At 73.0% G+C, this 22,130-nt stretch carries 21 protein-coding genes and 1 tRNA gene; 10 read left to right on the top strand and 12 right to left on the bottom strand.

All coding sequences use genetic code 11. The features are described from left to right. The first annotated feature begins 81 nt into the window (after positions 1–81). Positions 82–567 (top strand): CarD family transcriptional regulator, encoded by a 486-nt coding sequence (locus tag AC3A3L_RS04430; RefSeq protein ID WP_056602200.1) that lies wholly within the window; start codon positions 82–84, stop codon positions 565–567. Positions 568–569: 2 nt separating this feature from the next. Then, entirely contained in the window at positions 570–1,163 is a 594-nt protein-coding gene (locus tag AC3A3L_RS04425; protein WP_487638812.1) for a 2-C-methyl-D-erythritol 4-phosphate cytidylyltransferase, read from the top strand. On the opposite strand, the gene AC3A3L_RS04420 is transcribed toward AC3A3L_RS04425, so the two are convergent. Continuing rightward, a complete protein-coding gene (locus tag AC3A3L_RS04420) occupies positions 1,144–1,827 on the bottom strand; it encodes an IspD/TarI family cytidylyltransferase (protein ID WP_487638811.1) in 684 nt (227 codons plus the stop codon). The two genes, AC3A3L_RS04425 and AC3A3L_RS04420, sit on opposite strands and share 20 nt — an antisense overlap. A gap of 10 nt (positions 1,828–1,837) precedes the next feature. Then, the gene (gene ispF / locus AC3A3L_RS04415; protein ID WP_487638810.1) at positions 1,838–2,323 is read right to left on the bottom strand and encodes a 2-C-methyl-D-erythritol 2,4-cyclodiphosphate synthase; all 486 of its coding nucleotides are present in this window, start codon (positions 2,321–2,323) and stop codon (positions 1,838–1,840) included. 36 nt (positions 2,324–2,359) lie between these two features. Here ispF and AC3A3L_RS04410 point away from each other — a divergent pair, with 36 nt between their 5' ends. Beyond that, entirely contained in the window at positions 2,360–3,877 is a 1,518-nt protein-coding gene (locus AC3A3L_RS04410; RefSeq protein WP_487638809.1) for a molybdopterin-dependent oxidoreductase, read from the top strand. A 34-nt stretch (positions 3,878–3,911) separates the two neighbouring features. Here the strand turns inward: AC3A3L_RS04410 and AC3A3L_RS04405 are convergent, their stop codons facing one another. Together AC3A3L_RS04405 and AC3A3L_RS04400 are read right to left on the bottom strand one after the other, a co-directional pair. Continuing rightward, positions 3,912–4,874: a hypothetical protein gene (locus tag AC3A3L_RS04405; protein ID WP_487638808.1), complete on the bottom strand. Its 963-nt coding sequence runs from the start codon at positions 4,872–4,874 to the stop codon at positions 3,912–3,914. A gap of 108 nt (positions 4,875–4,982) precedes the next feature. Continuing rightward, positions 4,983–6,194 carry a C39 family peptidase gene (locus AC3A3L_RS04400; protein ID WP_487638807.1) on the bottom strand — a complete coding sequence of 404 codons (1,212 nt, stop codon included), beginning with the start codon at positions 6,192–6,194 and terminating at the stop codon, positions 4,983–4,985. Between the two features lie 111 nt (positions 6,195–6,305). Between AC3A3L_RS04400 and cysS the strand changes: the two genes are divergently transcribed. The 3 genes from cysS to AC3A3L_RS04385 are packed head-to-tail and all read left to right on the top strand — an operon-like array spanning position 6,306 to position 10,191. Continuing rightward, positions 6,306–7,706 carry a cysteine--tRNA ligase gene (gene cysS / locus AC3A3L_RS04395; protein WP_487638806.1) on the top strand — a complete coding sequence of 467 codons (1,401 nt, stop codon included), beginning with the start codon at positions 6,306–6,308 and terminating at the stop codon, positions 7,704–7,706. A 5-nt stretch (positions 7,707–7,711) separates the two neighbouring features. Beyond that, positions 7,712–8,668 carry a 23S rRNA (guanosine(2251)-2'-O)-methyltransferase RlmB gene (gene rlmB / locus AC3A3L_RS04390; RefSeq protein WP_487638805.1) on the top strand — a complete coding sequence of 319 codons (957 nt, stop codon included), beginning with the start codon at positions 7,712–7,714 and terminating at the stop codon, positions 8,666–8,668. A 2-nt stretch (positions 8,669–8,670) separates the two neighbouring features. Next, complete coding sequence (locus AC3A3L_RS04385) at positions 8,671–10,191, top strand: metallophosphoesterase (protein ID WP_487638804.1); 1,521 nt, start codon at positions 8,671–8,673, stop codon at positions 10,189–10,191. Here AC3A3L_RS04385 and AC3A3L_RS04380 read toward each other — a convergent pair. Next, on the bottom strand, positions 10,175–11,383 hold the full coding sequence (locus AC3A3L_RS04380) for a DUF4032 domain-containing protein (RefSeq protein WP_487638803.1): 1,209 nt from the start codon (positions 11,381–11,383) through the stop codon (positions 10,175–10,177). The two genes, AC3A3L_RS04385 and AC3A3L_RS04380, sit on opposite strands and share 17 nt — an antisense overlap. Before the next feature lie 9 nt (positions 11,384–11,392). Continuing rightward, positions 11,393–13,228 (bottom strand): glycoside hydrolase family 13 protein, encoded by a 1,836-nt coding sequence (locus AC3A3L_RS04375; protein ID WP_487638802.1) that lies wholly within the window; start codon positions 13,226–13,228, stop codon positions 11,393–11,395. Positions 13,229–13,277: 49 nt separating this feature from the next. Between AC3A3L_RS04375 and AC3A3L_RS04370 the strand changes: the two genes are divergently transcribed. Beyond that, positions 13,278–13,350 (top strand) — tRNA-Thr (locus tag AC3A3L_RS04370). A 103-nt stretch (positions 13,351–13,453) separates the two neighbouring features. On the opposite strand, the gene pdxY is transcribed toward AC3A3L_RS04370, so the two are convergent. The 6 genes from pdxY to AC3A3L_RS04340 form a co-directional block, all read right to left on the bottom strand. After that, entirely contained in the window at positions 13,454–14,317 is an 864-nt protein-coding gene (gene pdxY, locus AC3A3L_RS04365) for a pyridoxal kinase PdxY (RefSeq protein WP_487638801.1), read from the bottom strand. 110 nt (positions 14,318–14,427) lie between these two features. After that, positions 14,428–15,201, bottom strand: a complete 774-nt coding sequence (locus tag AC3A3L_RS04360) for a dioxygenase family protein (RefSeq protein WP_487638800.1) — start codon at positions 15,199–15,201, stop codon at positions 14,428–14,430. 96 nt (positions 15,202–15,297) lie between these two features. Beyond that, positions 15,298–16,008: a uracil-DNA glycosylase gene (locus AC3A3L_RS04355; RefSeq protein ID WP_487638799.1), complete on the bottom strand. Its 711-nt coding sequence runs from the start codon at positions 16,006–16,008 to the stop codon at positions 15,298–15,300. Further along, the gene (locus tag AC3A3L_RS04350) at positions 16,008–17,441 is read right to left on the bottom strand and encodes a pyridoxal phosphate-dependent decarboxylase family protein (RefSeq protein ID WP_487638798.1); all 1,434 of its coding nucleotides are present in this window, start codon (positions 17,439–17,441) and stop codon (positions 16,008–16,010) included. The genes AC3A3L_RS04355 and AC3A3L_RS04350 overlap by 1 nt, the downstream gene beginning before the upstream one ends. Further along, complete coding sequence (locus AC3A3L_RS04345; RefSeq protein ID WP_487638797.1) at positions 17,438–18,790, bottom strand: MFS transporter; 1,353 nt, start codon at positions 18,788–18,790, stop codon at positions 17,438–17,440. Before AC3A3L_RS04345 ends, AC3A3L_RS04350 begins: the two co-directional genes overlap by 4 nt. Next, a complete protein-coding gene (locus AC3A3L_RS04340; RefSeq protein ID WP_487638796.1) occupies positions 18,787–19,977 on the bottom strand; it encodes an alpha/beta fold hydrolase in 1,191 nt (396 codons plus the stop codon). The genes AC3A3L_RS04345 and AC3A3L_RS04340 overlap by 4 nt, the downstream gene beginning before the upstream one ends. Before the next feature lie 113 nt (positions 19,978–20,090). On the opposite strand from AC3A3L_RS04340, the gene AC3A3L_RS04335 reads away from it, so the two are divergent. From AC3A3L_RS04335 to AC3A3L_RS04325, 3 genes are read left to right on the top strand one after another with little or no spacing between them, the layout of a single operon-like run. Then, positions 20,091–20,729 carry a fasciclin domain-containing protein gene (locus AC3A3L_RS04335; RefSeq protein WP_487638795.1) on the top strand — a complete coding sequence of 213 codons (639 nt, stop codon included), beginning with the start codon at positions 20,091–20,093 and terminating at the stop codon, positions 20,727–20,729. Positions 20,730–20,768: 39 nt separating this feature from the next. Beyond that, positions 20,769–21,410, top strand: a complete 642-nt coding sequence (locus tag AC3A3L_RS04330; RefSeq protein ID WP_487638794.1) for an RNA polymerase sigma factor — start codon at positions 20,769–20,771, stop codon at positions 21,408–21,410. Beyond that, complete coding sequence (locus AC3A3L_RS04325; protein WP_487638793.1) at positions 21,397–22,107, top strand: anti-sigma factor; 711 nt, start codon at positions 21,397–21,399, stop codon at positions 22,105–22,107. The genes AC3A3L_RS04330 and AC3A3L_RS04325 overlap by 14 nt, the downstream gene beginning before the upstream one ends. Positions 22,108–22,130 lie beyond the last annotated feature (23 nt).

Here is a 22,130-nt window from a genome sequence, read left to right as displayed (position 1 = left end):
TGGCCTCTGACCTGCGCAAACGCGGCTGGAGGTGTCTCGAACCCGTGTTAGAATGTTCACCTAGGAAGGGGAACTGAACATATGACTTTCACCGTTGGCGAAACGGTCGTCTATCCCAATCACGGGGCCGCGGTCATCGAGGACATCGAGATGCGGACGATCAAGGGAGAGGACCGGCAGTACCTCGTCCTCAGGATTGTCGCTCAGCAGGACCTGGTCGTGCGCGTCCCGGCCTGCAACCTCGATCTGGTCGGCGTCCGCGACGTCGTCGACAAGGAGGGCCTCGACCGCGTCTTCGACGTGCTGCGTGCGGCCCACGTCGAGGAGCCGACCAACTGGTCGCGCCGCTACAAGGCAAACCTGGAGAAGCTGCACTCCGGCGACGTGATGAAGGTGTCGGAGGTCGTGCGCGACCTGTGGCGCCGTGAGCGTGACCGCGGCCTCTCCGCGGGCGAGAAGCGGATGCTCGCCAAGGCCCGCCAGATCCTGGTCTCCGAGCTCGCGCTCGCCGAGAAGACCAACGAGGACAAGGCCGAGGCCATGCTGGACGAGGTGCTCGCCTCCTGAGCGTGGACGACTCCGGTCGAGGCCCCTGGGACGACGTTCCCCGGGGCCTCGGTCTCGTTCTGGACGAGGACCGTGGCGCCCTGCCCTACGCGCTGATCCACGGTGAGGCGCTCGTGGCGTGCGCCGCCTGGGCGCTGGGGGAGTCCGGGGTCGACCTCGTCGACGCGACGGTCTCCTGGGAGGGGCTCGTCGAGTCCGGGGAGGACCTGGTCCTGCACGACGCCCTGTGCCCGATGACCCCGCCGGCGTTCCTCGCCGCCTGCCTCGACCACGCCCGTACGACCGGGCGTCCCGTCGCCGGCGTCCGCCCGGTGACCGACACCGTCAAGGTGGTCGCCGACTCCGGAGCCGGACCGGTCGTCCGCGAGACGCTCGACCGCGACGCGTTGGCGGCCGTCGCCTCACCCCTCGTGGTCCCCGCCGCTGTGCTGGCCTCCCTGGCGCAGCGGCCGTCGTCCGACCTCGCCAGGGCGGTCGCCGACCTGGCCGCCGCGGGTCACCCGGTCGAGACGCTCGAGGCGCCGCCGGAGGGCCGCCGGGTGGCCTCGCCCGACGACCTGCGCCTCCTCGACGCCCTCACGACGCGGTCGGGCTGAGCTCCTCCGCCAGCGCGACGTCCTCGGGGAAGGTGACCTTGAGGTTGAGCGGGCTGCCGGGGACGGCCGCGACGTCGACGCCGCGGTAGGCGGCGACGCACGCCGAGGTGTCAGTGCCCTCGAAGCCGTCGGCCGACGCCGCCCGGTAGGCCGCCAGCACCTCGTCGGCGCGGAAGGCCTGGGGCGTCTGCACCCCACCGACCCGCTCGCTCACGAGCCGCTGGTCGTGGTGGAGCAGGTGGGTCACCGGGACGACCGGGATGGCGCCACCCACCTCGCGGGCGGCGGTGACCACGGCCTCCCACAGGGCGCGCCCCGCCAGCGGCCGCGCGCCGTCGTGGACGACCACGACGTCCACCTCGCCCGACTCGACGTCGGCGGCCAGCACCCGCAGGGCGGCCCACTCCGAGGCATGACGCGACGCGCCGCCGTCGACGACCAGCACCTCCCGGTCACCGAGGTGGGGGGCGACGGCCGACTCGACCGCGGAGCGGTCCTCCGGGCGCACGACGAGCACGAGACGGCGTACGTCGGGGAGCGAGAGCGCGTCGCGCACCGACCACACCAGCACCGGGACTCCCCGCAGCGGCAGCAGGACCTTGTTGACCTCGGCGCCGACCCGGCTGCCCGAGCCGGCCGCGAGGATGACGACAGCGATGGACACGCGGGCCGCCTCAGCGGGTGAGGAGCGCGGTGGCGATCGCCGCCACGCCCTCGCCGCGGCCGGTGAGCCCGAGGCCGTCGGTGGTCGTGGCGGACAGGCTGACCGGGGCGCCGAGCGCGGCGGTCAGTGCCGCGACGGCCTCGTCGCGGCGCGGCCCGAGGCGCGGCACGTTGCCGATGACCTGGACAGCGACGTTCCCGATCTCCCAGCCCGCGGCACGCACGCGGCGGGCGGTCTCCTCGAGCAGCGCGGCGCCCGAGGCTCCGGCCCACTCGGGGGCGGAGGTGCCGAAGTTGCTGCCCAGGTCGCCGAGCCCCGCGGCCGAGAACAGCGCGTCGCAGGCCGCGTGGGCGGCGACGTCGGCGTCGGAGTGACCCTCGAGGCCCGCCGGCTCGTCCGGCCAGGCCAGGCCTGCCAGGTGCATGGGGACGCCGGCGACGAGCCGGTGCACGTCGGTGCCGATGCCGATCTGCGGGGTGGGGAAGGGGGAGGTCACGTCGGCATCATGCCGGACGCCCGTCACAATGGAGGCGTGACCGCTCGCCGTGCTCCCTGGGTGCTTGCCGGGGTGCTGGCCGGTCTTGCCGGCCTCGCGACGAGCTATGCGACCGCGATGGTGCTCACCATCCGGGAGGCGCCGGTGGTCGCCGTGGCCGAGGGGGTCATCCGGCTGACCCCAGGACCGGTCGCCGAGCGCGCCATCGCGGTGCTCGGCACGTCCGACAAGCCGTTCCTCGTCGGCGTCGTCCTCCTCCTGCTCCTGGGTCTCTTCGCGCTGGCGGGCCTCCTGGCCCGCGGCGGCTGGTACCGGCCCCTGTTCGTCTGGCTGCCGCTCGCCGGGGTCGGGCTGGTCGCCGTCCTCAGCCAGCGGGGCGCCGGGGCCGTCGACGCCCTGCCGGTGGCCGTCGGCCTGCTCACCTGGGTGGCGCTGCAGTCCGCGCTCGACGACGCCCTCGAGCGGGGACGGCGACGGCCCGACCTCGAGCCGCGCGAGCGCCGGGTGTTCCTCATGGTCGCCGGGGGCGTGTCGATCGCGGCGGTCGGCATCGCGGTCGCGGGGCGCGTGGTGGGAGCTGGACGGCGGCACGTCGAGGCGAGCCGCCGGCTGCTCCGCATCCCTGGAGTGACGCGGCGCCAGGCGCCCGCGAGCACCTCCGTCGGCCTGCCCGGCATCGCGCCGTGGCAGACGCCCAACGAGGACTTCTACCTCATCGACACGACCATCGCGAAGCCGACCATCGAGCCCGAGGACTGGTCGCTGCGCATCCACGGCATGGTCGACCGCGAGCTCACCCTCAGCTACTCCGACCTCGTCGCCCGCCGGATGACGCAGTCGTGGATCACCCTGAGCTGCGTGAGCAACGAGGTCGGGGGCGGGCTGGTGGGCAACGCCCGCTGGAGCGGCATCCGCGTCGCCGACCTGCTGGCCGGTCTCGGGGTGTCCGACGAGGCCGACTGCGTGCTCCAGACCTCGCACGACGGGTGGACCTGCGCGACCCCGCTCGAGGCCCTCACCGACGACCGTGACGCCATGCTCGCCGTGGCGATGAACGGCCGCCCCCTGCCCATCGAGCACGGCTTCCCGGTCCGCACGATCGTCCCCGGCCTCTACGGCTACGTGTCGGCCACCAAGTGGGTCGTCGACCTCGAGGTCAGCACGTTCGCGCGGTCGACCGGCTACTGGACGACCCGGGGCTGGTCGGCCGAGGGGCCGGTGAAGATCGCCTCGCGCATCGACGTCCCGCGCGCGGGCGACGACGTCGCGGCCGGACCGGTGTCCTTCGGCGGCGTGGCCTGGCACCAGCACACGGGCATCGACCACGTCGAGGTGCAGGTCGACGGCGGCCCGTGGACCCGAGCCGAGCTCGGCGGCGTGCCGTCCGTGGACACGTGGGTGCAGTGGAAGGTGACGATCGACGTGCCGAAGGGTGACCACGAGGTCCGGGTCCGGGCGACCGGCACGGACGGCCAGACCCAGACCAGCGTCGTACGGTCACCCGACCCCGACGGCGCGACCGGGTGGCACACCGTCGAGTTCAGCGCCGGCTGAGCGGTCCCTCGCAGATCGGGGAACGCCGGCTTGCTCAGGGCGAGCCGGAAGTCCCCGATCCGACCTCGCAGGCGGGCGAGCACGGACGTGGGACGCCCTGCCAGCCCCGCAGCGCGAAGAACGCGGCCAGCAGCCGGGCCGTGCGGCACGGCCAGCCGAAGACCTGGGCATAGCGCAGCCGCGGCGCCACGAGCCCGTCGGCGATGTCCTGCAGGTCGCGGTCCGCGTCGTCGTCCTTCTGCGTGCTGCCGTCGTGGTGGCCGCCGTCGAGCTCGACGTGGGCGCCGAGCTCTTCGAAGAAGGTGTCGCGGTACTCCGTGCCGCGGCGGCCGGAAGCGAGTGCCTGGTGGCGGGCAGGCAGCGGGAGGCCGTGCGGGCGCAGCACCCGGTCGAGGAATCCGTGCTCGAGCACGGAGTGCGTACCTGCGGCCAGGTCGTCGACCAGCGCGGCCACCAGCCGCCGGCGCGCGTGCCGTGGACGGGCAGACAGGCTCGAGGACAGGCGCGCCGCAGTCGTCCGACGGGAACCGACGAGCCGGCACAGCAGTGCGATCGCCTCGAGATCGGTTCGAGCCCGGTCGGATGCGATGATGGCCGCCGTCTCCAGGCGCACCCGCGGCGGCATGCGGTTCCAGCTCACCTGTGCGTCCAGGTCGCGCATCCGGACGACACGGATGCCGGTCCGGGTGCGCACCCGGCGGGTCCAGTCGATGGCGACCTCGATGGGCTCGGACGCTGATGTCGGCGGGTCGGGAAGGGCGTGACGCCCGGCCAGCGCCGCCGGCTCGGCGTACAGCACGGCGGCCCAGCACCGCTGAGCGTGGCTCGGGGTGCCGGTGTGGTCGACGTAGACGCCGGGGTGCATCGCCACGAGGAAGCGTCGGCGCAGCAGGGTCTCGACCTGGGGCTTGGTCACGCCCAGCTCCCGCAGCTGACGCCTGTTCACCACGCCGTCCTGGGCGCGCAGGAGGTCGATGAGGACGGGTGTCGGGTCCATGGGCATCCGATGCCCGACGCGGAGCGCCGTACACCCGTGGACCGCCGCCTGTGGACGAGCGGATCGGGGAGCGCCGGCTCGCTCAGGGCGAGCCGGGAGCCCCCGCTATCAGCTGTTGCGGACGACGTACGCCGTCCCGCCGGAGGCGGCGATCCAGATCCGCTCGAACTGGGCGCGGTCGTAGACGCGGCGGACCTCGGCGTTGGACGCCCCCGCCGGGTCGTTGACCACGACGTCCCCGTCGGCCTCGAAGCCGACGACGACGAGCAGGTGGCCGTTGCTGGCGGAGATGGGGGCGCCGGCGAGCTGGTTGCGGCCGAAGGCGATCGAGACGATCAGCGGCACGCCCGCGGCGATGTAGTCCTCGGCCTCGCGCAGCCCGTGCATCCACGTGACGTAGGAGTCGCCGCCGACGAGCGTGGCCGCGTAGGCGGTGTTGAAGGCCCAGTTGCCGGTGCCGCGGTAGCCGTTGTCGTAGACCATCTTGGCGGTGTGGTCGACGACGGCGTCGGTGTGGCCGGCCGCGATGCCGGTGGGGGTGGGGGAGATGCCGTGGTAGGCGAGCACCATCGCCAGCGAGGTGGGGGAGCACCACGCCTCGCCGCCACCGCCCCACGCGGGGTAGTGGCCGCTGTGCACCATCTGGGAGTACGTCGGCACCGGCAGCACGGTGCCGGCCGCCGGCCCGGGCTGCGAGGTGGCACGGGGTGCCGAGGCGTCGGCGGAGGCGACGGCGCCGACCCGCTCGAGGCTGACGGCCTTGCTCGAGCCCTTCGGTCGCATCAACGTGACGCGCAGCTGGTACGACGTCACGGCGGAGGCGGCGAACCAGGTGTCGGCGCTGACCCGGCCGAGGTCGTCGGTCTGGCCGGAGTAGGTCCGCCGGGGGATCGGCCGGTTGGTGCGTGCCCAGTCGGCCACGGTGTCCCAGGTGCCGGTGCGGCCGCTGGCGTCCTGCGCCCGCAGCTCCACGCGCACCAGCGTGCGGCCGGGGGTGGTCGCCTCCCACGACGGGATGATCGCGGTGGCGCCGAAGCCGGGCGTGGCCCACGGGGAGGTCCAGGTGCCGGCCTCGTAGGCCTTGCCGGCGACGGTCCGCGGCTTGGCGCCGAGCAGGGAGACCTGGCCCCGGCCGAGCTTGAGGCCCGCGCGCTTGCCGGCCTTGAGGTCGCGATAGGTGCTCCAGGACGAGAGCGCGACCTGCGGCGTCGCGCGCTTGCGGGCCGAGGGCGCCTCGCCGCTCGCCGCAGGGACGAGGGAGGGCGCGAGGGAGGTGGCGAGCAGCAGGGGGAGCGCGAGGACCGCGACACGTCGGAGCACCGGTCGACGATAACCCGGAATGTCCCACACGTCTCAGGAGTCACAGCCGTCGATGGACGAGGGCGGCCGGCGAAGCCGGCGGATCGGACCCCTCGCCCTAGACTTGCCCGGGTGACCCTGAGGCTCCACGACACCGCGACGCGCGAGACCCGCGACTTCGTCCCGCTCACCCCGGGCCGGGCGGGCATCTACGTCTGCGGGCTGACCGTCCAGTCGGAGCCGCACGTCGGGCACGTGCGGTCCGCGGTCAACTTCGACGTTCTCCGTCGCTGGCTCGCCGCCACCGGCCACGAGGTCGACTTCATCCGCAACGTCACCGACATCGACGACAAGATCCTGGCGAAGGCCGCCGACCAGGGCGTGCACTGGTACGCCCTCGCCTCGGCGATGAAGCGCGAGCTCGACGCCGCGCTCGCCTCGATCAACGTGCTGCCGCCGACGTACGAGCCGGGCGCGACCGGCCACGTCCCGGAGATCGTCGAGCTGATCGAGCAGCTCATCGCCCGCGGCCACGCCTACGCCGCCGAGGACGGCAGCGGCGACGTCTACTTCGACGTGCGCAGCTGGCCGGCCTACGGCGAGCTGACCCGCCAGCGGGTCGACGACATGGAGCCCGCCGGCGACGCCGACCCGCGGGGCAAGCGCGACCCGCGCGACTTCGCCCTCTGGAAGGGCTGGAAGAAGGACTCCGAGCCGCAGACGGCCTCCTGGCCCTCCCCGTGGGGCCCGGGCCGCCCGGGCTGGCACATCGAGTGCTCGGCGATGGCCGGCAAGTACCTCGGCCCCGCCTTCGACATCCACGGCGGCGGCGTCGACCTGCGCTTCCCCCACCACGAGAACGAGCAGGCCCAGTCCCGGGCCGCGGGCCGCCCGTTCGCGTCGTACTGGCTGCACAACGCCTGGATCACCACCGCGGGCGAGAAGATGAGCAAGTCGCTGGGCAACTCGATGCTGGTCCCGTCGGTGCTCGAGCGCGTGCGCGGCATCGAGCTGCGCTACTACATCGTCGCGGCCCACTACCGCTCGCACGTCGAGTTCAGCTTCGAGGCGCTCGAGGAGTCGGCCAAGGCGTTCCGGCGGATCGAGGACTTCCTCGACCGCGCCGCGCCCGTCGTGGGCACCTGGTTCGCCTCGATGCCCGACGCCTTCCGCGAGGCGATGGACGACGACCTCGGCACCCCAGCTGCGGTGGCGGTCATCCACGACTCGGTCCGCGAGGGCAACCGACTGCTGGCCGACGGGCCGTCCGACGAGCTCAGCCAGAAGTTCGGCGAGGTGATCGTGATGCTCGACGTGCTCGGGCTCAACCCCGCCGACGACGCGTGGGCGACCGGCGGCTCCGACGACCGGCTGACCGAGGTCGTCGACGCACTGGTCAGGGGACTGCTCGAGGAGAGGACGGCGGCGCGCGAGGCGAAGGACTGGGCCCGCGCCGACGCCATCCGTGACCGGATCAAGGCGGCCGGTGTCGAGGTGGAGGACACCCCCACCGGCCCGAAGTGGAGCGTGTGAGATCAGTGGCTGGTAATTCGCAGCGCAAGGGCGCGATCAAGAAGAGCGGCAAGGGCAACCCGACCGCAGGGTCGGGCGGACGCGTGCGCCGCGGGCTCGAGGGCCGCGGCCCGACGCCCAAGGCCAAGGACCGTCCCTACCACCAGGCTCACAAGGCGGCCAAGCGCGCCGAGCGTGACAAGGCGACGCGGCCCAAGCGTCGTACGACCTCCGACGCCGAGTGGGCCGCCGGCCGCAACTCCGTCGTGGAGCTGCTGCAGGCCGGCGTGCCGGTCGCGGCGGTCTACGTCGCCGAGGGCGCCGAGCGCGACGGGCGGATGCGTGAGGCGTTCAAGCTCGCCGCCGAGCAGGGCCTCACGCTGCTCGAGGTCACCCGCAACGAGATGGACCGGATGACCGGCGGTGCCGTCCACCAGGGACTCGCCGCGCGGCTGCCGGCCTACGAGTACGCCCACGCCGACGACCTGCTCGAGCGCGCAGCCGACGCCAAGGAGCCGGCGCTGGTCGTCGCCCTCGACTCGGTCACCGACCCGCGCAACCTCGGCGCCGTGGTCCGCTCCGCGGCGGGCTTCGGCGCCCACGGCGTGCTCATCCCCGAGCGCCGGGCCGCCGGCATGACGGCCTCGGCGTGGAAGACCAGCGCTGGCGCGGCCGCTCGGCTGCCCATCGCGCAGACGGTCAACCTGACCCGCCAGCTCAAGGCCTACCAGGAGGCCGGCTGCATGGTCGTCGGCCTCGCGGCCGACGGTGACATCTCGCTGCCCGAGCTGGTCGCTCCGGGCGGCCTGGCCGAGGGTCCGCTGGTCGTCGTCGTCGGGTCCGAGGGCAAGGGCCTCGGCCGCCTCGTCGCCGAGACCTGCGACCAGATCGTGTCGATCCCGATGGCCGGCCAGCTGGAGTCGCTCAACGCCGGGGTGGCCGCCTCGGTCGCCCTCTACGCGATCTCGCAGGCCCGCTCGTAACGATGGGCTCCACCCCACGGCGGCTCCTCGTCGGTGCCGTGCTGCTCGTGGGCAGCGTGGCGCTCGGGCTCGCCGTGGCGGTGTCGCTGTTCCTCAACAGCAGCCGCACCGTCGTGCTCGTCGGCCACGACACCGTCGTACGACCCACGATGGCGCGCGACGCCGTGGTCGAGACCGGGCCGCTGCTGCCCGACCTGCGCTTCCGCGACATCGGCCCGGTCGGCGTCACCCTCACGTTGGGCAAGACCGAGGTGGGGTCGATCGAGGAGCTGGTGCAGCGCTACGCGCTCATTGCCAGCGACCCGTCCGCGCCCATCGACAAGGTCCAGGACGTCGTGCTCGACATGGCCCTCTCCGCGGCGCTGCGCGGCCTGGCGGTGGGGCTGCTGCCCGTCGTGGTCTTCCTGCTGCTGGGGCGTCACCGGCGCGGCGAGCTGTTCCGGGGGCTGCGGACGCGCCACGGGCTGATCGCGCTCGTCCTGCTGCTGACCCTCCCGCTGCTCGTCTGGCAGCCGTGGGAGAGCGACGAGGAGACCCAGGACGACCAGGGCAGCTGGCAGACGCTCGCCGAGCTGGCCGGACCCGACGTGGAGCTGCCGGCCGAGGTGCGCGACATCGAGGTGCGCACCGGGCCGGTCACGACGCAGAGCAAGCGTCTCGTGCTGAGCGCGGTGGACACCTACGACAAGAGCAAGGCGTTCTACTCCGCGGCCGCCGAGGCGGCGGCCGACCTCCCCGAGCAGGGTCTGCGCACGCCCGAGGACGGCGAGACCGTCGCCCTGCTGGTCAGCGACCGCCACGACAACATCGGCATGGACCGCGTGGCCCGCGCGATCGGCGACGCCGCCGGTGCGACCGTCGTGCTCGACGCGGGTGACGACACCTCGACCGGCCAGCCGTGGGAGGCCTTCAGCCTCGACTCCCTCCAGACCGCGTTCGAGGACTGGGACCGCTTCGGGGTCGCCGGCAACCACGACCACGGCACCTTCGTGAGCACGTACCTCGCGGACCTCGGGTGGACCATGCTCGACGGCGAGCTGGTCGACGCCCCGTGGGGTGGCACCCTGCTCGGCGTCGACGACCCCCGCAGCAGCGGGCTGGGCAGCTGGCGCGACGAGTCCGGCCTCAGCTTCAGCGAGGTCGGCGACCGGCTCGCCGACGGCGCCTGCGCCGCCGCAGAGGACGGCGAGCGGGTGAGCACGATGCTGGTCCACGACGCCAACCTCGGCCGTGAGGCGCTCGCCCGCGGGTGCGTGGACCTCGTGGTCGGCGGCCACACCCACGTGCAGAACGGTCCGGACGCCGTCGACGGCGAGGACGGCGCGACCGGCTACACCTGGACCAACGGCACCACCGGCGGGGCGGCGTACGCCATCGCGCTCGGCAGCAAGCCGCGACGCGACGCCGAGGTCAGCCTCGTCACCTACGCCGACGGGCGACCGGTCGGGCTGCAGTGGGTGCGGCTGCGCACCAACGGCACCTGGCAGGTCGGCGAGTGGGAGCCGGTCACTCCTGCCCCGTGATCGCCTCGTCCGGCTTGGCCGTGAGGAAGCGGTCGATGTAGTCGCGCGCCGTCTCGTGGATGCCGACCTCGTCGCCGGCCTGCTCGGAGAGGTACCAGCGGTGCTCCAGGATCTCGTGGAAGACCTCGGCCGGCTCGAGCTTGCCCGTGGCGTCGGGCGGGATCATCGCCATGATCGGCTCGAAGATCTCGTGCATCCACCTGCTCGCGACGAGGTGGCGGTCCTCGCGGCCGAGGTCGTAGTGGGCGGTGAAGGAGGCGAGGTCGTTGAGCATCCGGCGGGCTTGGTTGTCCTCGACGGTCATGCCGGTGAGGTCGCGCAGCTCGCGGGTGTGGTGGCCCAGGTCGACGACCTTGGGCTGGATGCGGATGGTGTCGCCGCCCAGGTCAGTGACGATGTCGAGCTCGTCGACGTCGAAGCCGAGGTCGTTGAGCCGCTCCACGCGGCGCTCGATGCGCCACATCTCGTCGGCGCCGAACTCCTCGAGGTCGGTCAGCTCGCGCCACAGCGCCTCGTAGCGTGATCGGAGGTGCTCGATGATCGCGAAGCCGTCGATGGGGCGCTGCACCGCACCGCTCGCGCTGAGGTCCATGAGCTCGGCGAAGACGTTCTCGCAGCCGACGGTGATGTCGTACTCCCGCAGCCGGTCGCCGACGGCCTCGTGCAGCTCGCCGGTCTCGGCGTCCACGAGGTAGGCGGCGAGCGCGCCGGCGTCGCGTCGGAAGAGGACGTTGGACAGCGACACGTCACCCCAGTAGAAGCCGGCGAGGTGGAGCCGGACCAGCAGCACGACGATGGCGTCGATCAGGGTGGGCACGTGCTCGGCGTCCATCCCGCGGCTGAAGAGGCTGCGGTAGGGCAGCGAGAAGCGGAGGTGGTGGGTGATCAGCGCCGCTGGGAGCTCCCCGCCATCGCGGCTCTCGCGCCCGGTGACGACGCCCTGCGGCACCACCGCCGGCATCCCCATGCGCTGGAGGTCGCGGAGCATCCGGTACTCCCGGAAGGCGATGTCGTCGGTGGTCTCCTTGACGGCGTAGACGCTGCTGCCGAGCCGCACGATCCGCACGACGTGGCGCGACAGACCCCGCGGGAGGGGTACGACGACCTCGTCCGGCCACTCCTCCAGCGGCAGGTGCCAGGGCAGGCGGAGGATGGCCGGGTCGGGCCGGCTGGCGACGATCCGCATGGCCATAGGCGCACGTTACTCGGTGGCGATCTCCCAGACGTCGAGTCGCGCTCCGGCCGATGCGGCGACCTCGACACCGTCCGCTCCCGCGACGAGGTCGGCGCCGCCCGGCTCGGAACCGAGGAGGTGCCGGCCCGCGCCGACGGGGACCGTGAAGGCGTCGCCCGCGTCGCGGCGGGCTACGACCAGCACGGTCTGGTCCGGGTGCTCGCGGAGGTAGGCGATGGTGTCGGCGTCGACGTGGGCCCAGCGCAGACCGCCGCGGCGCAGGGCCGGGTGGTCGCGCCGCAGCCGCGCCAGGTCGGCGTACGTCGCGAGTGTCTGGTGGTCCCACTCCTCGCGGCGGCGCCAGGGCATCGGGCGCCGCGCGTCCTCGCCGTTGACGCCCTCGAGCCCGATCTCGTCACCGGCGAAGACCATCGGGACGCCGGGCATCGTGAACTGCAGGCCGGCGGCGACGCGGTGGAGGGCGGCGTCGCCACCGACGAGGGTGCGGATCCTGGCGGAGTCGTGGGAGCCGAGGATGTTCCAGCTCGACGCAGTGGCGCGCCAGCCGAGCGCGCCCTGCCAGGCGCGGAACGTCTCGACGACCGCGTCACCCCCACGCCGCGGGACGGGCACCGGGCGGCCGAAGGGACGTGCCGGCGACGCGGGGTCGCGCAGCCACGACCACACGGGCCACGAGAAGCCGGAGTAGTTCATCGTCCCGTGCCAGCCGTCGCCGTCGACGTCGCCGGTGGCGTCGTGGTTGTGCTCTCCGATGACCCACGGGTCGTCGTGCAGCGCGGCGGCAGTGGCCCGCACGGTGCGGGCGACCTCGTGGGCGACGTCGATCGCGCCGAGGCGGCCGGTCATGTTGGCGACGTCGATGCGCCACCCGTCGACGGCGTAGGGAGGTTGCAGCCAGCGACCGACCACGGAGTCGGGGCCGTCGACCATCGCATGGCGGACGTCGAGGTTGGCGTGGTTGATCTTGGGGAGGGTGCCGTGGCCCATCCAGTTGGCGTAGGTGCCGTCGTCCTCGAAGTGGTAGAACGAGCGGTGCGGGTCGCGCGCGTCGTCGACCGCGCAGAGGAACCACTCGTGGGTGTCGCCCGTGTGGTTGGTGGTCAGGTCGCCCAGGATCCGCCAGCCCCGCTCGTGGACGGCGGCGCTCAGCCGGGCGTACGCCTCGCTGCCGCCGAGAAGCGGGTCGACCTCGGTGAAGGTCGTGGCGTTGTAGCGGTGGTTGCTCTCGCCGGGGAAGACCGGCGTCGTGTAGAGGACGTCGGCCCCGACCTCGGCGAGGTGGTCGAGGTGCTCGGTGATGCCGTCGAGGTCGCCGCCGTAGAGCTGCATCGGCGTGCGCGGGTCGCTGCCCTCGAAGACCACCTCGTCGTCCCACTCCGCCGGCAGCGCCCAGTCCGGGACCTCCCGCCCGTCGGCCGCGGCCGAGCGCGCGAAGCGGTCGGGGAACACCTGGTAGACGACGCCGTCACGCCCCCAGTCCGGCGCGGGTCGGTGGGCGGCCAGCCGGAAGTCGGCGGCGTCGGGGAGGTCGTGGCCGACCACGCCCGCGCCCGTCAGCCACTCCTGCTCCTCGCCACCGTCGCGGACGAGGAGGAAGCGGTAGTGCGTCACCGGGTTGTGCACGGGCAGCTCGCCCTCCCACCACACGACGTCGCCGCGGGCGGTCGGCGTGGTCGGGTGGAAGACCGGCTCGGCGTCGTACGTCGTCCGCAGCCAGACCGCCTCGACCGGGTCGGCGGCGCTCGTGCGCATGCGGACGGTCACGGTGGCGCCGAGCTCGGGTGCCTCCTCGGAGACGTAGAGCGGGGACCCGTCGTGGTGGGGGTCGTGGAGGAGGCTCACGCGCCACATCCTCCCTCACCTAGGATGGCCGCCGCGCTGCGAGGCGCACGCCGGTGTAGCTCAGTTGGTAGAGCGCATTACTTGTAATAATGATGTCGCGGGTTCGATTCCTGTCACCGGCTCTTCACCATGAAGGCAGTTGGCGTCCCGGCGCCCGGTCGCGAGCGTGGAACGCTGCCGCGATCGGGCGAACTGCCTTCCTGGTGCCGTGCCGGGGAAGTCCTGCTAGCGGACCTGCTGCACCTCGAACTCGTTGGCCGGCGAGGCGATGGCGTCCTGGGCGGCGATGAGCCGGAGCTCGCGCTCGCCGGAGTCGAGGGTCTCCTTGAGGACGGCGAAGACCGAGGAGGCCGTCCGGGCGAGGGCGTCGGCGGGGGAGCCCGTCGTCCGCAGGTGGGCGGTGAACAGGGCGGCGGTGATGTCACCGGAGCCGTTGGCCTTCATCGGCAGCCGCGGCGTCGTGACGAGCCACGCGCCCTCACCGGTGACGGCGAGCATCTCGATGACGTCGTCGTCCGCCCCCTCGCGGTCCACCGACGTGACCAGCACGGTCGACGGGCCGAGACCGCGCACCTCCTCGACGGCCGACAGGATGTCGTCGAGCGACGACGGGGCGCTGAGGCCGTCGCGATCGGTGATGAAGCCGAGCTCGAACTGGTTGGGCGTCAGCACGTCGGCGACCGGGATGATCGTCGAGCGGTACTTCGGCGGGATAGCCGGGTTGACGAAGCAGCCCGAGGTGGCGTTGCCCATCACCGGGTCGCAGGTGTAGGTCGCGTCGGGGTTGGCCGCCTTGACCTGCGCGACCGCGTCCACGATGACGTCCGCGATCTCCGGGGAGCCCTGGTAGCCCGACAGGATGGCGTCGCAGGTCTCGAACGCGCCGCGCTCGCCGATGCCGGTGATCACCTCGGCGACGTCCTGCGCCGCGATCAGCGGCCCGCGCCACGCGCCGTAGCCGGTGTGGTTGGAGAAGTTCACCGTCAGGACCGGCCACACCTCGTGGCCGAGGCGCTGGAGCGGGAACACGGCTGCGGAGTTGCCGACGTGGCCGTAGGCGACGTGGGACTGGATCGAGAGGACGCGCACGCCCCGAGACTAGACCCAGGTCTCGGTACGCGCCGTCGCGACCTCGTGCCTCGGTCGCGGGCGCACTCGACCTCGCCTGACTCCGGACCGCCTCGTTCCTCGGCGCTCCGTCAGGCGACCTGGAGGGACCTCTTCGACAGACCCATCCAGTAGCCGTCGATGACCTGGATGCCCGGCTCGTCGGCGGTCGTCGCCGCGCCGAGCGTCACGAACAGCGGCGTGTAGTGCTCCACGGTCGGGTGGGCGTACGGCATGCCGGGCGCCTTCGACCGGTACGCGGACAACGTGTCGACGTCGCCACGGGCGAGCGCGTCTGCGGCCCAGAGGTCGAAGTCCACCGACCAGCCGGGGGCCGCGGCCTCGATGCGGAACTCCTTCAGGAAGGGCAGGCCGTGGGTCAGGAAGCCGGAGCCGATGATGAGCACGCCCTCCTCGCGCAACGGGCGCAGCCGCTCGCCGAGCTTCATCAGGCGGTGCGGGTCGTCGGTCGGGAGCGACATCTGCAGCACCGGGATGTCGGCCTCCGGGTACATGATCTTCAGCGGCACCCACGCGCCGTGGTCGAGGCCGCGGGACACGTGCTGGTGCACCGGCTCGCCGCTCGGCATCATCGCCGCCACCCGCTGCGCCAGCGCCGTGGCGTCCGGCGTCTCGTAGGTCATCCGGTAGTACTTCGGCGCGAACCCGCCGAAGTCGTAGACCAGGGGCGCGCCGCTGGCCGTCAGGCTCACGGGCGCCGACTCCCAGTGCGCCGAGACGATGAGGATCGCCTTCGGGCGCGGCAGGTCCCGGGCCCAGGCCGCGAGCTGGCCGGACCAGATCGGGTCGTCGAGCAGCGGCGGCGCACCGTGGCCGATGTACAGGGCGGGCATGGGAGCGTTCATGTCGATCCTCAATAGTTGTTGGTTCAACTATATTCCCCGGGTAGTCCAGAGGCAAGTGGTCGTCAGGGGCCGGTCGCACCACCATTCGGCACTGGACTACCTCGCCGGGACGTCGTCGTACGCCGGCAGGGACCAGTCGACGGGCTCGGCGCCCTGCTCCACCAGCAGCCGGTTGACGGTGCTGAAGGGCCGGGACCCGAAGAACCCGCGGCGTGCGCTGAGCGGCGAGGGGTGCGCGGACTCCACGCACGGCACCTCGCCGAGCAGCGGCCTGAGCTTCTGGGCGTGCCGGCCCCAGAGGATCGCAGCAGCCGGACCGCCGCGCTCGGCGAGCGCGACGATCGCCCGCTCCGTGACCGCCTCCCAGCCCTTGCCCTGGTGGCTGTTCGAGTCGCCGGGCCGCACCGTCAGGGTGCGATTCAGCAGCATCACGCCCCGGTCGGCCCACGCCGACAGGTCGCCGTGCTTCGGCGGCACGATGCCGACGTCGTCCCGCAGCTCGACGTAGATGTTGAGCAGGCTCGGCGGCAGCGGCCAGACGTGGCGCTCGACGGCGAAGCTCAGTCCGATCGGGTGCGACGGGTTGGGGTAGGGGTCCTGCCCCACGACGAGGACGCGTACGTCGGCCAGCGGGCGCTGGAACGCCCGGAGCACCAGGTCTCCCGCGGGCTGGTAGCCGCGACCGGCGGCCACCTCCTCGCGCAGGAACCCGCCCATCTCCGCGATCCGGTCGTCGACCGGCGCCAGCGCCTCGGCCCAGTCCGGGGCCACCAGCCCCTTCTCGACCAGACCGGCGAGCGCGCTCATCACGCGCTCCCGCGGACGGGTCGCTGGAGGCGGTCGAGGAAGGCCACGAGCAGTGCCTCCCGCATGGCCTGCGAGGCGACGTCGAGCATCGCGTTGACCTCCGCCATCCGGCTCGGCAGCTCGAGCTCCCCGGCGGCCGACTCGCCGACCAGCCCGGAGGCGGCGAGCAGGCCGTCGAAGTCGTCGTCGCCCAGCGCGGCGGGGTCCAGCGCCTCGATGAACGCGACCACGCCAGGGTCGACGGCGACCGGACCGACCGCGCGGGCAGCCGCGACGGACTCGGAGAGCGCCGCCCCGAACTCCTCGACGTGCGGGTGCGTGCCGGCGCTGACCGAGAGGTGGATGCTCGCCCCGTCGTCGCCGAAGGACAGCTGCGGCTGGACGTACCACCCACGCGCGACCAGCTCGTCGGTGAGGGTGAACGGGTCGCAGGAATCGTCGGTCGCCAGGGTCACGAGGGTGGAGTCCGGCGCCACGACCAGGCGGAGCGCCGGCTCGCCCTCGATGCACGACACGATCGCGTCGACCGCATCCAGGGCACGCTCGGCGAGGGCGAGGTAGCCGTCGTCGCCGATGTGCTCGACGACCGCCCAGGTCCCGGCGACCGGGCCGCCCGACCGCGTCGACTGCGTGGTGGCGTTGAGCATCGTGTAGCCCGGCCACGCTGCCGAGGCGAAGAACTGCGGCCGGCGCAGCGACGGGTCGCGGTGCAGCAGGAGCGAGGTGCCCTTGGGTGCGTAGGCGTACTTGTGCGTGTCGACGGAGATGGACGTGACGCCCTCCACCGCGAACGTCCACGGCGGGACCGTGCGCCCCAGCCTGGCGGCGTACGGCAGCACCCACCCGCCGATGCAGGCGTCCACGTGGCAGCGGATCCCCCGTGCCGCTGCGGCGGCCGCGATCTCGGCCACCGGGTCGACGACCCCGTGGGCGTACGACGGCGCGCTCGCCGCGACCAGCACGGTGGAGTCGTCGATCGCGGTCGCCATCGCCGCGGCGTCGGCGCGGAAGTCGGGCCCGACCGGCACGAGGACCGCCTCGACGCCGAAGTAGTGCGCGGCCTTGTGGAAGGCGGCGTGCGCGGTGGCGGGCAGCACCATCCGGGGTCGTACGACGTCGGGGCGGCTGTCGCGTGCGCCCTGGACCGCCAGCAGGATCGACTCGGTGCCGCCCGACGTCACGGTGCCGACCGCGGAGTCCGGTGCGTCGAGCAACCCGCAGGCGAAGCCGACGAGCTCGTTCTCCATCTGCAGCAGCGAGGGGAACGCCGTCGGGTCGAGCGCGTTGGACGCGGCGTAGGCCGCGACCGCCTCCCGGGCGACCCGGTCGACCTCGGGGTCGCCGGAGTCGTAGACGTAGGCCAGCGTGCGGCCTCCGTGCACCGGCAGGTCCCGGCCCTGGAGGGCGGCGAGCCTCTGCATCGCGTCGGTCACCGGGCTGCTCCTTCCGCCGCCGCCACCTCGGCGGGGCCCCCGAGGGTGTACTGCCGCAGCCACCACAGGCTGACGAGGGTGAGCACCGCGGGCACGATCGAGAAGCCGAGCGCGATCGTCGTCAGTGCGGAGTCGGGCTGGCTGATGTCGCGTCCCTCGCTCGACAGGTAGCCGCCCAGCGCGAGCATCAGGGCGAAGAGCGCGGGCCCCAGGGCGAGGCCGAGCGTCTCGCCGGCCGTCCAGACGCCGGTGTAGACACCGGCGCGGTTCTCGCCGGTCCGGGCAGCGTCCACCGCGGCGACGTCCGGCAGCATCGCCATCGGGAAGACCTGGCAGCCGGCGTAGCCGACCCCGACGAGGCCCGTCGCCACGAACGTCCAGACGTCGTTGCCCCCGCGTGCCAGCACGGCGAGCGCCGCGCCCGCCGCGAGGAGCAGCGACGCGGCGACGTACCCCTGCTTCTTGCCCACCCGTTCGCCCCAGCGGGCCCACAAGGGTGTCAGCAGCAGCGCCGGACCGACGAAGCACACGAACAGGACCGTGGCGGCCGAGGTGCGGCCCAGCAGGTCCTCGGCGACGTAGGCGACGCCGGCGAGCATGCAGCCGGTGGCGAGCGCCTGCAGGACGAAGGTGGTGAGCAGCACCCTGAAGTCGCGCGCCCGGGAGACCACCTGGAGCTGCTCCCGCAGCGACCCGGCTCCCGCCCCCACCGCCCCGATCGGCGCGCGCCGGGTGCCCCACCAGGCAGAGAGGACGCCGACGAGGATGACCGTCGCCATCACCACGCCCATCACCCGGTAGCCGTCGCGCCCGCCCACCGCGTCGCGGATCACGGGCGCCGTGGCGCCCGCCAGCATGATCGTGAGGGCGAGGATCGCGACCCGCCACGTCATCAGCCGCGTGCGCTCGTCGTACGACGTCGTGATCTCGGCGGGCATGGCGACGTAGGGGACCTGGAAGAAGGCGTACGCCGACGCGGCCAGCACGAAGAAGAGGAGCACCCACCCGGCCTCCAGCCAGCGACTGTCGAGGTCGGGGGCCGCGAAGATCAGCGCGAACGCGCCGGCCAGCATCAGGCCGGCGCGCAGCAGCCACGGGCGACGCGGGCCGGCCGGGTCGACGGTGCGGTCGCTGACCCGGCCCGCGACCGGGTTGAGCACGACGTCCCACGCCTTCGGCAGGAAGACGATGACGCCGGCCCAGAGCGCCGCTATGCCCAGCTCGTCGGTGAGGTAGGGCAGCAGCATCAGGCCCGGCACGGTGCCGAACGCGCCGGTCGCGACCGAGCCGCTCCCGTAGCCGATGCGGACGCCGCGCGGCAGCCGCGCGGAGTCGACCGCCGTCCTCACCGTCCGCCCAGTGCGCGGGAGCCCGCGGACCCGTAGCGGCGCGAGGGGTTGGACCCGATGGTGCCGGCGGAGGCCTTCGTCGGACCCTTCCTCGTGGCTTCCTTGCCGTCGGGCCGCGAGGCGCGCGACCACTCGTCCACCCACTCGTCGATCGCGGTCCAGGTGGTCGACCGGGCGGCCCGGCCGGTCAGCATCCCGAGGTGGCCGCCGGGCACGACCTCGAAGCGCACCTGCGGCGAGCCGGTCAGCAGCGGGACCACGGCGCGTACGGCCGGGAGCGGGGCGATGCCGTCGGTGTTGCCCGCGAACACCAGGGTGGGCACCGAGATGTCGGCGAGGTCGACGGTCCGGTCACCGATCTCCATGCGGCCCGTCGCGAGCGCGTTGCCCTTGACGAAGCGGTGGTAGAGCTGCCCGAACGTGCGGCCCGGGTAGGCCGTCATGTTGTTCATGAAGCGGGTGACCGCCTCCATCTGGGCCAGGTAGTCGGTGTCGTCGAGGTGGGTCAGCACCGCGAGCGGCTTGGTGAGCACCTTCTGCGCGGACGCGGCGGTGAAGGCCCAGTTGACGAGCGGTGTGGGGACGCCGCCCAGTGCGCGGTAGGTCCGGGTGATGGCGCCCTTTCCCTGCGTCAGGTTGAGCAGCGGCCGCACCGGGGCCACGAGCGGCACCTTCGTGACGTCGACCGGCGACCCGACGACGGTGATCGAGGCGATCGGCAGGTCCTGCTGGTCCGCCGCGACGAGCAGCGTGAAGATCCCGCCGAGGCTCCAGCCGACGAGGTGCACGCCGCGGTCGCCCGCGTGCTCGTGGACCGTCCGGATCGCCTCGGGCAGGACCTCGTCGACCCAGTGCTCCATGCCCAGGGACCGGTTCTTGAAGGAGACCTGGCCGTACTCCAGCAGGTAGGTCGGACGACCCTGCGTGACCAGGTGCTCGACCAGCGAGCAGTCGCGGCGCAGGTCGTAGCACAGCGCCGGCGCGGCGAGCGGGGTCACCAGCAGCACCGGGTCGCCGGTCTGGGCGACGCCGGCGGCCGGGCGGTAGTGGTAGACCTCGCGCAGCTCGCCGTCGTCGATCAGCGTCCGGGGCATCGGCCGCAGGTCGGCCAGCCCGCCGTAGAGCAGGGTGTGCGCGACATTGCCGGCCGCGGCGACCACCTGGTCGGGCTTGGGGATGAGGTCCATGGAGGAAATCTACGTGCAGAAAATTCTCGGGGGCGGTGCATCCGGTCGCGTGGTTCGCCCGGAGAAGAGGGGGACGGGCGCCAACGGGCGCCCCTGACGGAAGGACCTCTCTCATGAAGCGACGCGTTCCCGCCATCCTCGCCGCCTCGGCCCTCGCCCTCGGCGCGGTGCAGGCAACGGCCCCTGCTGCCAACGCCAAGGCCGCTGGTGAGGACAGCCTCGCGGCCCTCCTCACCTCGGACGGCAACACGTTCGACAAGAACAAGAAGGACTTCGACATCGTCACCGAGGCGGCCCTGGCCGTGGTCGCCGCCAAGCCCGACTCCCCGGTCGCGCTGCTCGCCGACGGCAGCAAGCGCCTCACGGTCTTCGCGCCCACCGACGAGGCGTTCCGCCTGCTGGCCAAGGACCTGACCGGCAAGACGATCAAGAGCGAGAAGAAGATCTTCGAGGCGCTCGTCGACCTGGCCGGTGTCGACATGATCGAGACCGTCCTGCTCTACCACGTCGTCCCGGGCAAGACGCTCACCAGCAACAAGGTGCTCAAGGCCGACGGTGCCAAGCTCACCACCGCCCAGGGCGGCAAGATCAAGGTCAAGGTCAGGACCAAGCCGAGCGTGAGCATCACGCTCAAGGACCGTGACAAGAACGCGCAGGACCCGCAGGTCGTGCTCAAGGCGCTCGACCTCAACAAGGGCAACAAGCAGGTCGCCCACGGCATCGACCGGGTGCTCCGCCCGATCGACCTCTGAGCCGGGTCGGCACGGACGCCTGACGGGCGGGGAGCGACGGTGACCATCATCCCGCTCCCCGCCCGCGCGGCGCGCCGGTACGGTGGCCCGGTGGTCACCGAGGCGATGGCGTTCGTGGACGAGCAGGACGACAGCGTCCGGGCTCTCGCCGCTCGCCTCGTCGCCGGCGACGAGCGGGCCCTCGAGGAGGTCTACGACCGCTGGTCGGCCCTCGTCCACACCTACGCGTTGCGGGCGCTGAGGGACGGCCACGACGCCGAGGAGGTCACCCAGCAGGTGTTCGTCGCTGCCTGGCGCAGCCGGCACACGCTGACACCCAGTCCCTCCGCGCTGCCGGCCTGGCTGGTGGGGATCGCCCGCCACAAGGTCGCCGACGTCCGGGCGGCCCGGGCCCGGGAGGCCGACCGGCTCGCAGCCGTGGTGTCGCTCCCCGGCGTCCACGACGACGCCCTCCAGGCCGCCGACGAGGAGATCGCCGAGCGGCTCGTCGTGCGCCAGGCCGTCGAGGAGCTGCCCGACCCGCGCCGCACCATCTTGTTCCTCGCGTTCTGGGAGGAGCGCAGCCACGCCGAGATCGCCGAGAAGGTCGGCCTCCCGCTCGGCACCGTGAAGAGCCACGTCCGTCGTGGCCTGATGAAGCTCCACCACCAGCTCGAGGGGGTGCGCCATGAGTCACGCTGATCCCGAGCAGCTCGCCGGGCTCGCCCTCGACCCCACCGACGGTCCCGCCGACGTGCGCGAGCACGCCGAGACCTGCCCCGAGTGCGCAGCGCAGGTCGCCGCGTTCACCGGCGTACGACGTCGGGCCGGCGCCGACGCGCTGGTCCCCCCTCCGGCGGAGCTCCGCGCGCAGGTGCTCGCGCAGGTCCGCGCGGGTGGCGCCGAGTCGCCGCCGCAGGCCGTCCCCGCCGCGCCGGCGTCGCGACGCGGCGTACCGCTGTGGCTGGCCGGGGTGGCCGCCGTGCTCGCCCTCGTGGCGGGCATCGGCCTCGGGCGCATCGGCACGGGCAACGACCCCGAGGCGGTCGAGCCGCCGACGGACACCGGCACCGTCGTCGCCGCCACCGCGCTCACCGCCCTCGACAGCGACGCCGAGCGAGGCGAGGCGAGCGCCGTCGAGTCCGACGACACCTTCACCATCCGGGTCAGCGCGACCGAGCTCGGCGACGAGCCGGGCGTGCACGAGGTCTGGCTGATCAACGTCGACGGCAAGCGGATGATCTCCATCGGCCTGCTCGCCTCGGGCGACGAGGGCGAGTTCGCCGTCCCCATGCACCTCATCGACGAGGGCTACCGCATCGTCGACATCTCGGTCGAGCCCGACGACGGCGACCCCACCCACTCCGGCGTGAGCGTCGCACGGGGCGAGCTCGCCTGACCCCCCTCCATCGGGATGGTCCG

The sequence above is a fragment of the Nocardioides sp. Soil_C_8 genome (assembly GCF_057656315.1).
The sequence above is the reverse complement of the archived record's forward strand: the minus strand, read 5'-3'. Positions and strand labels throughout refer to the sequence as shown.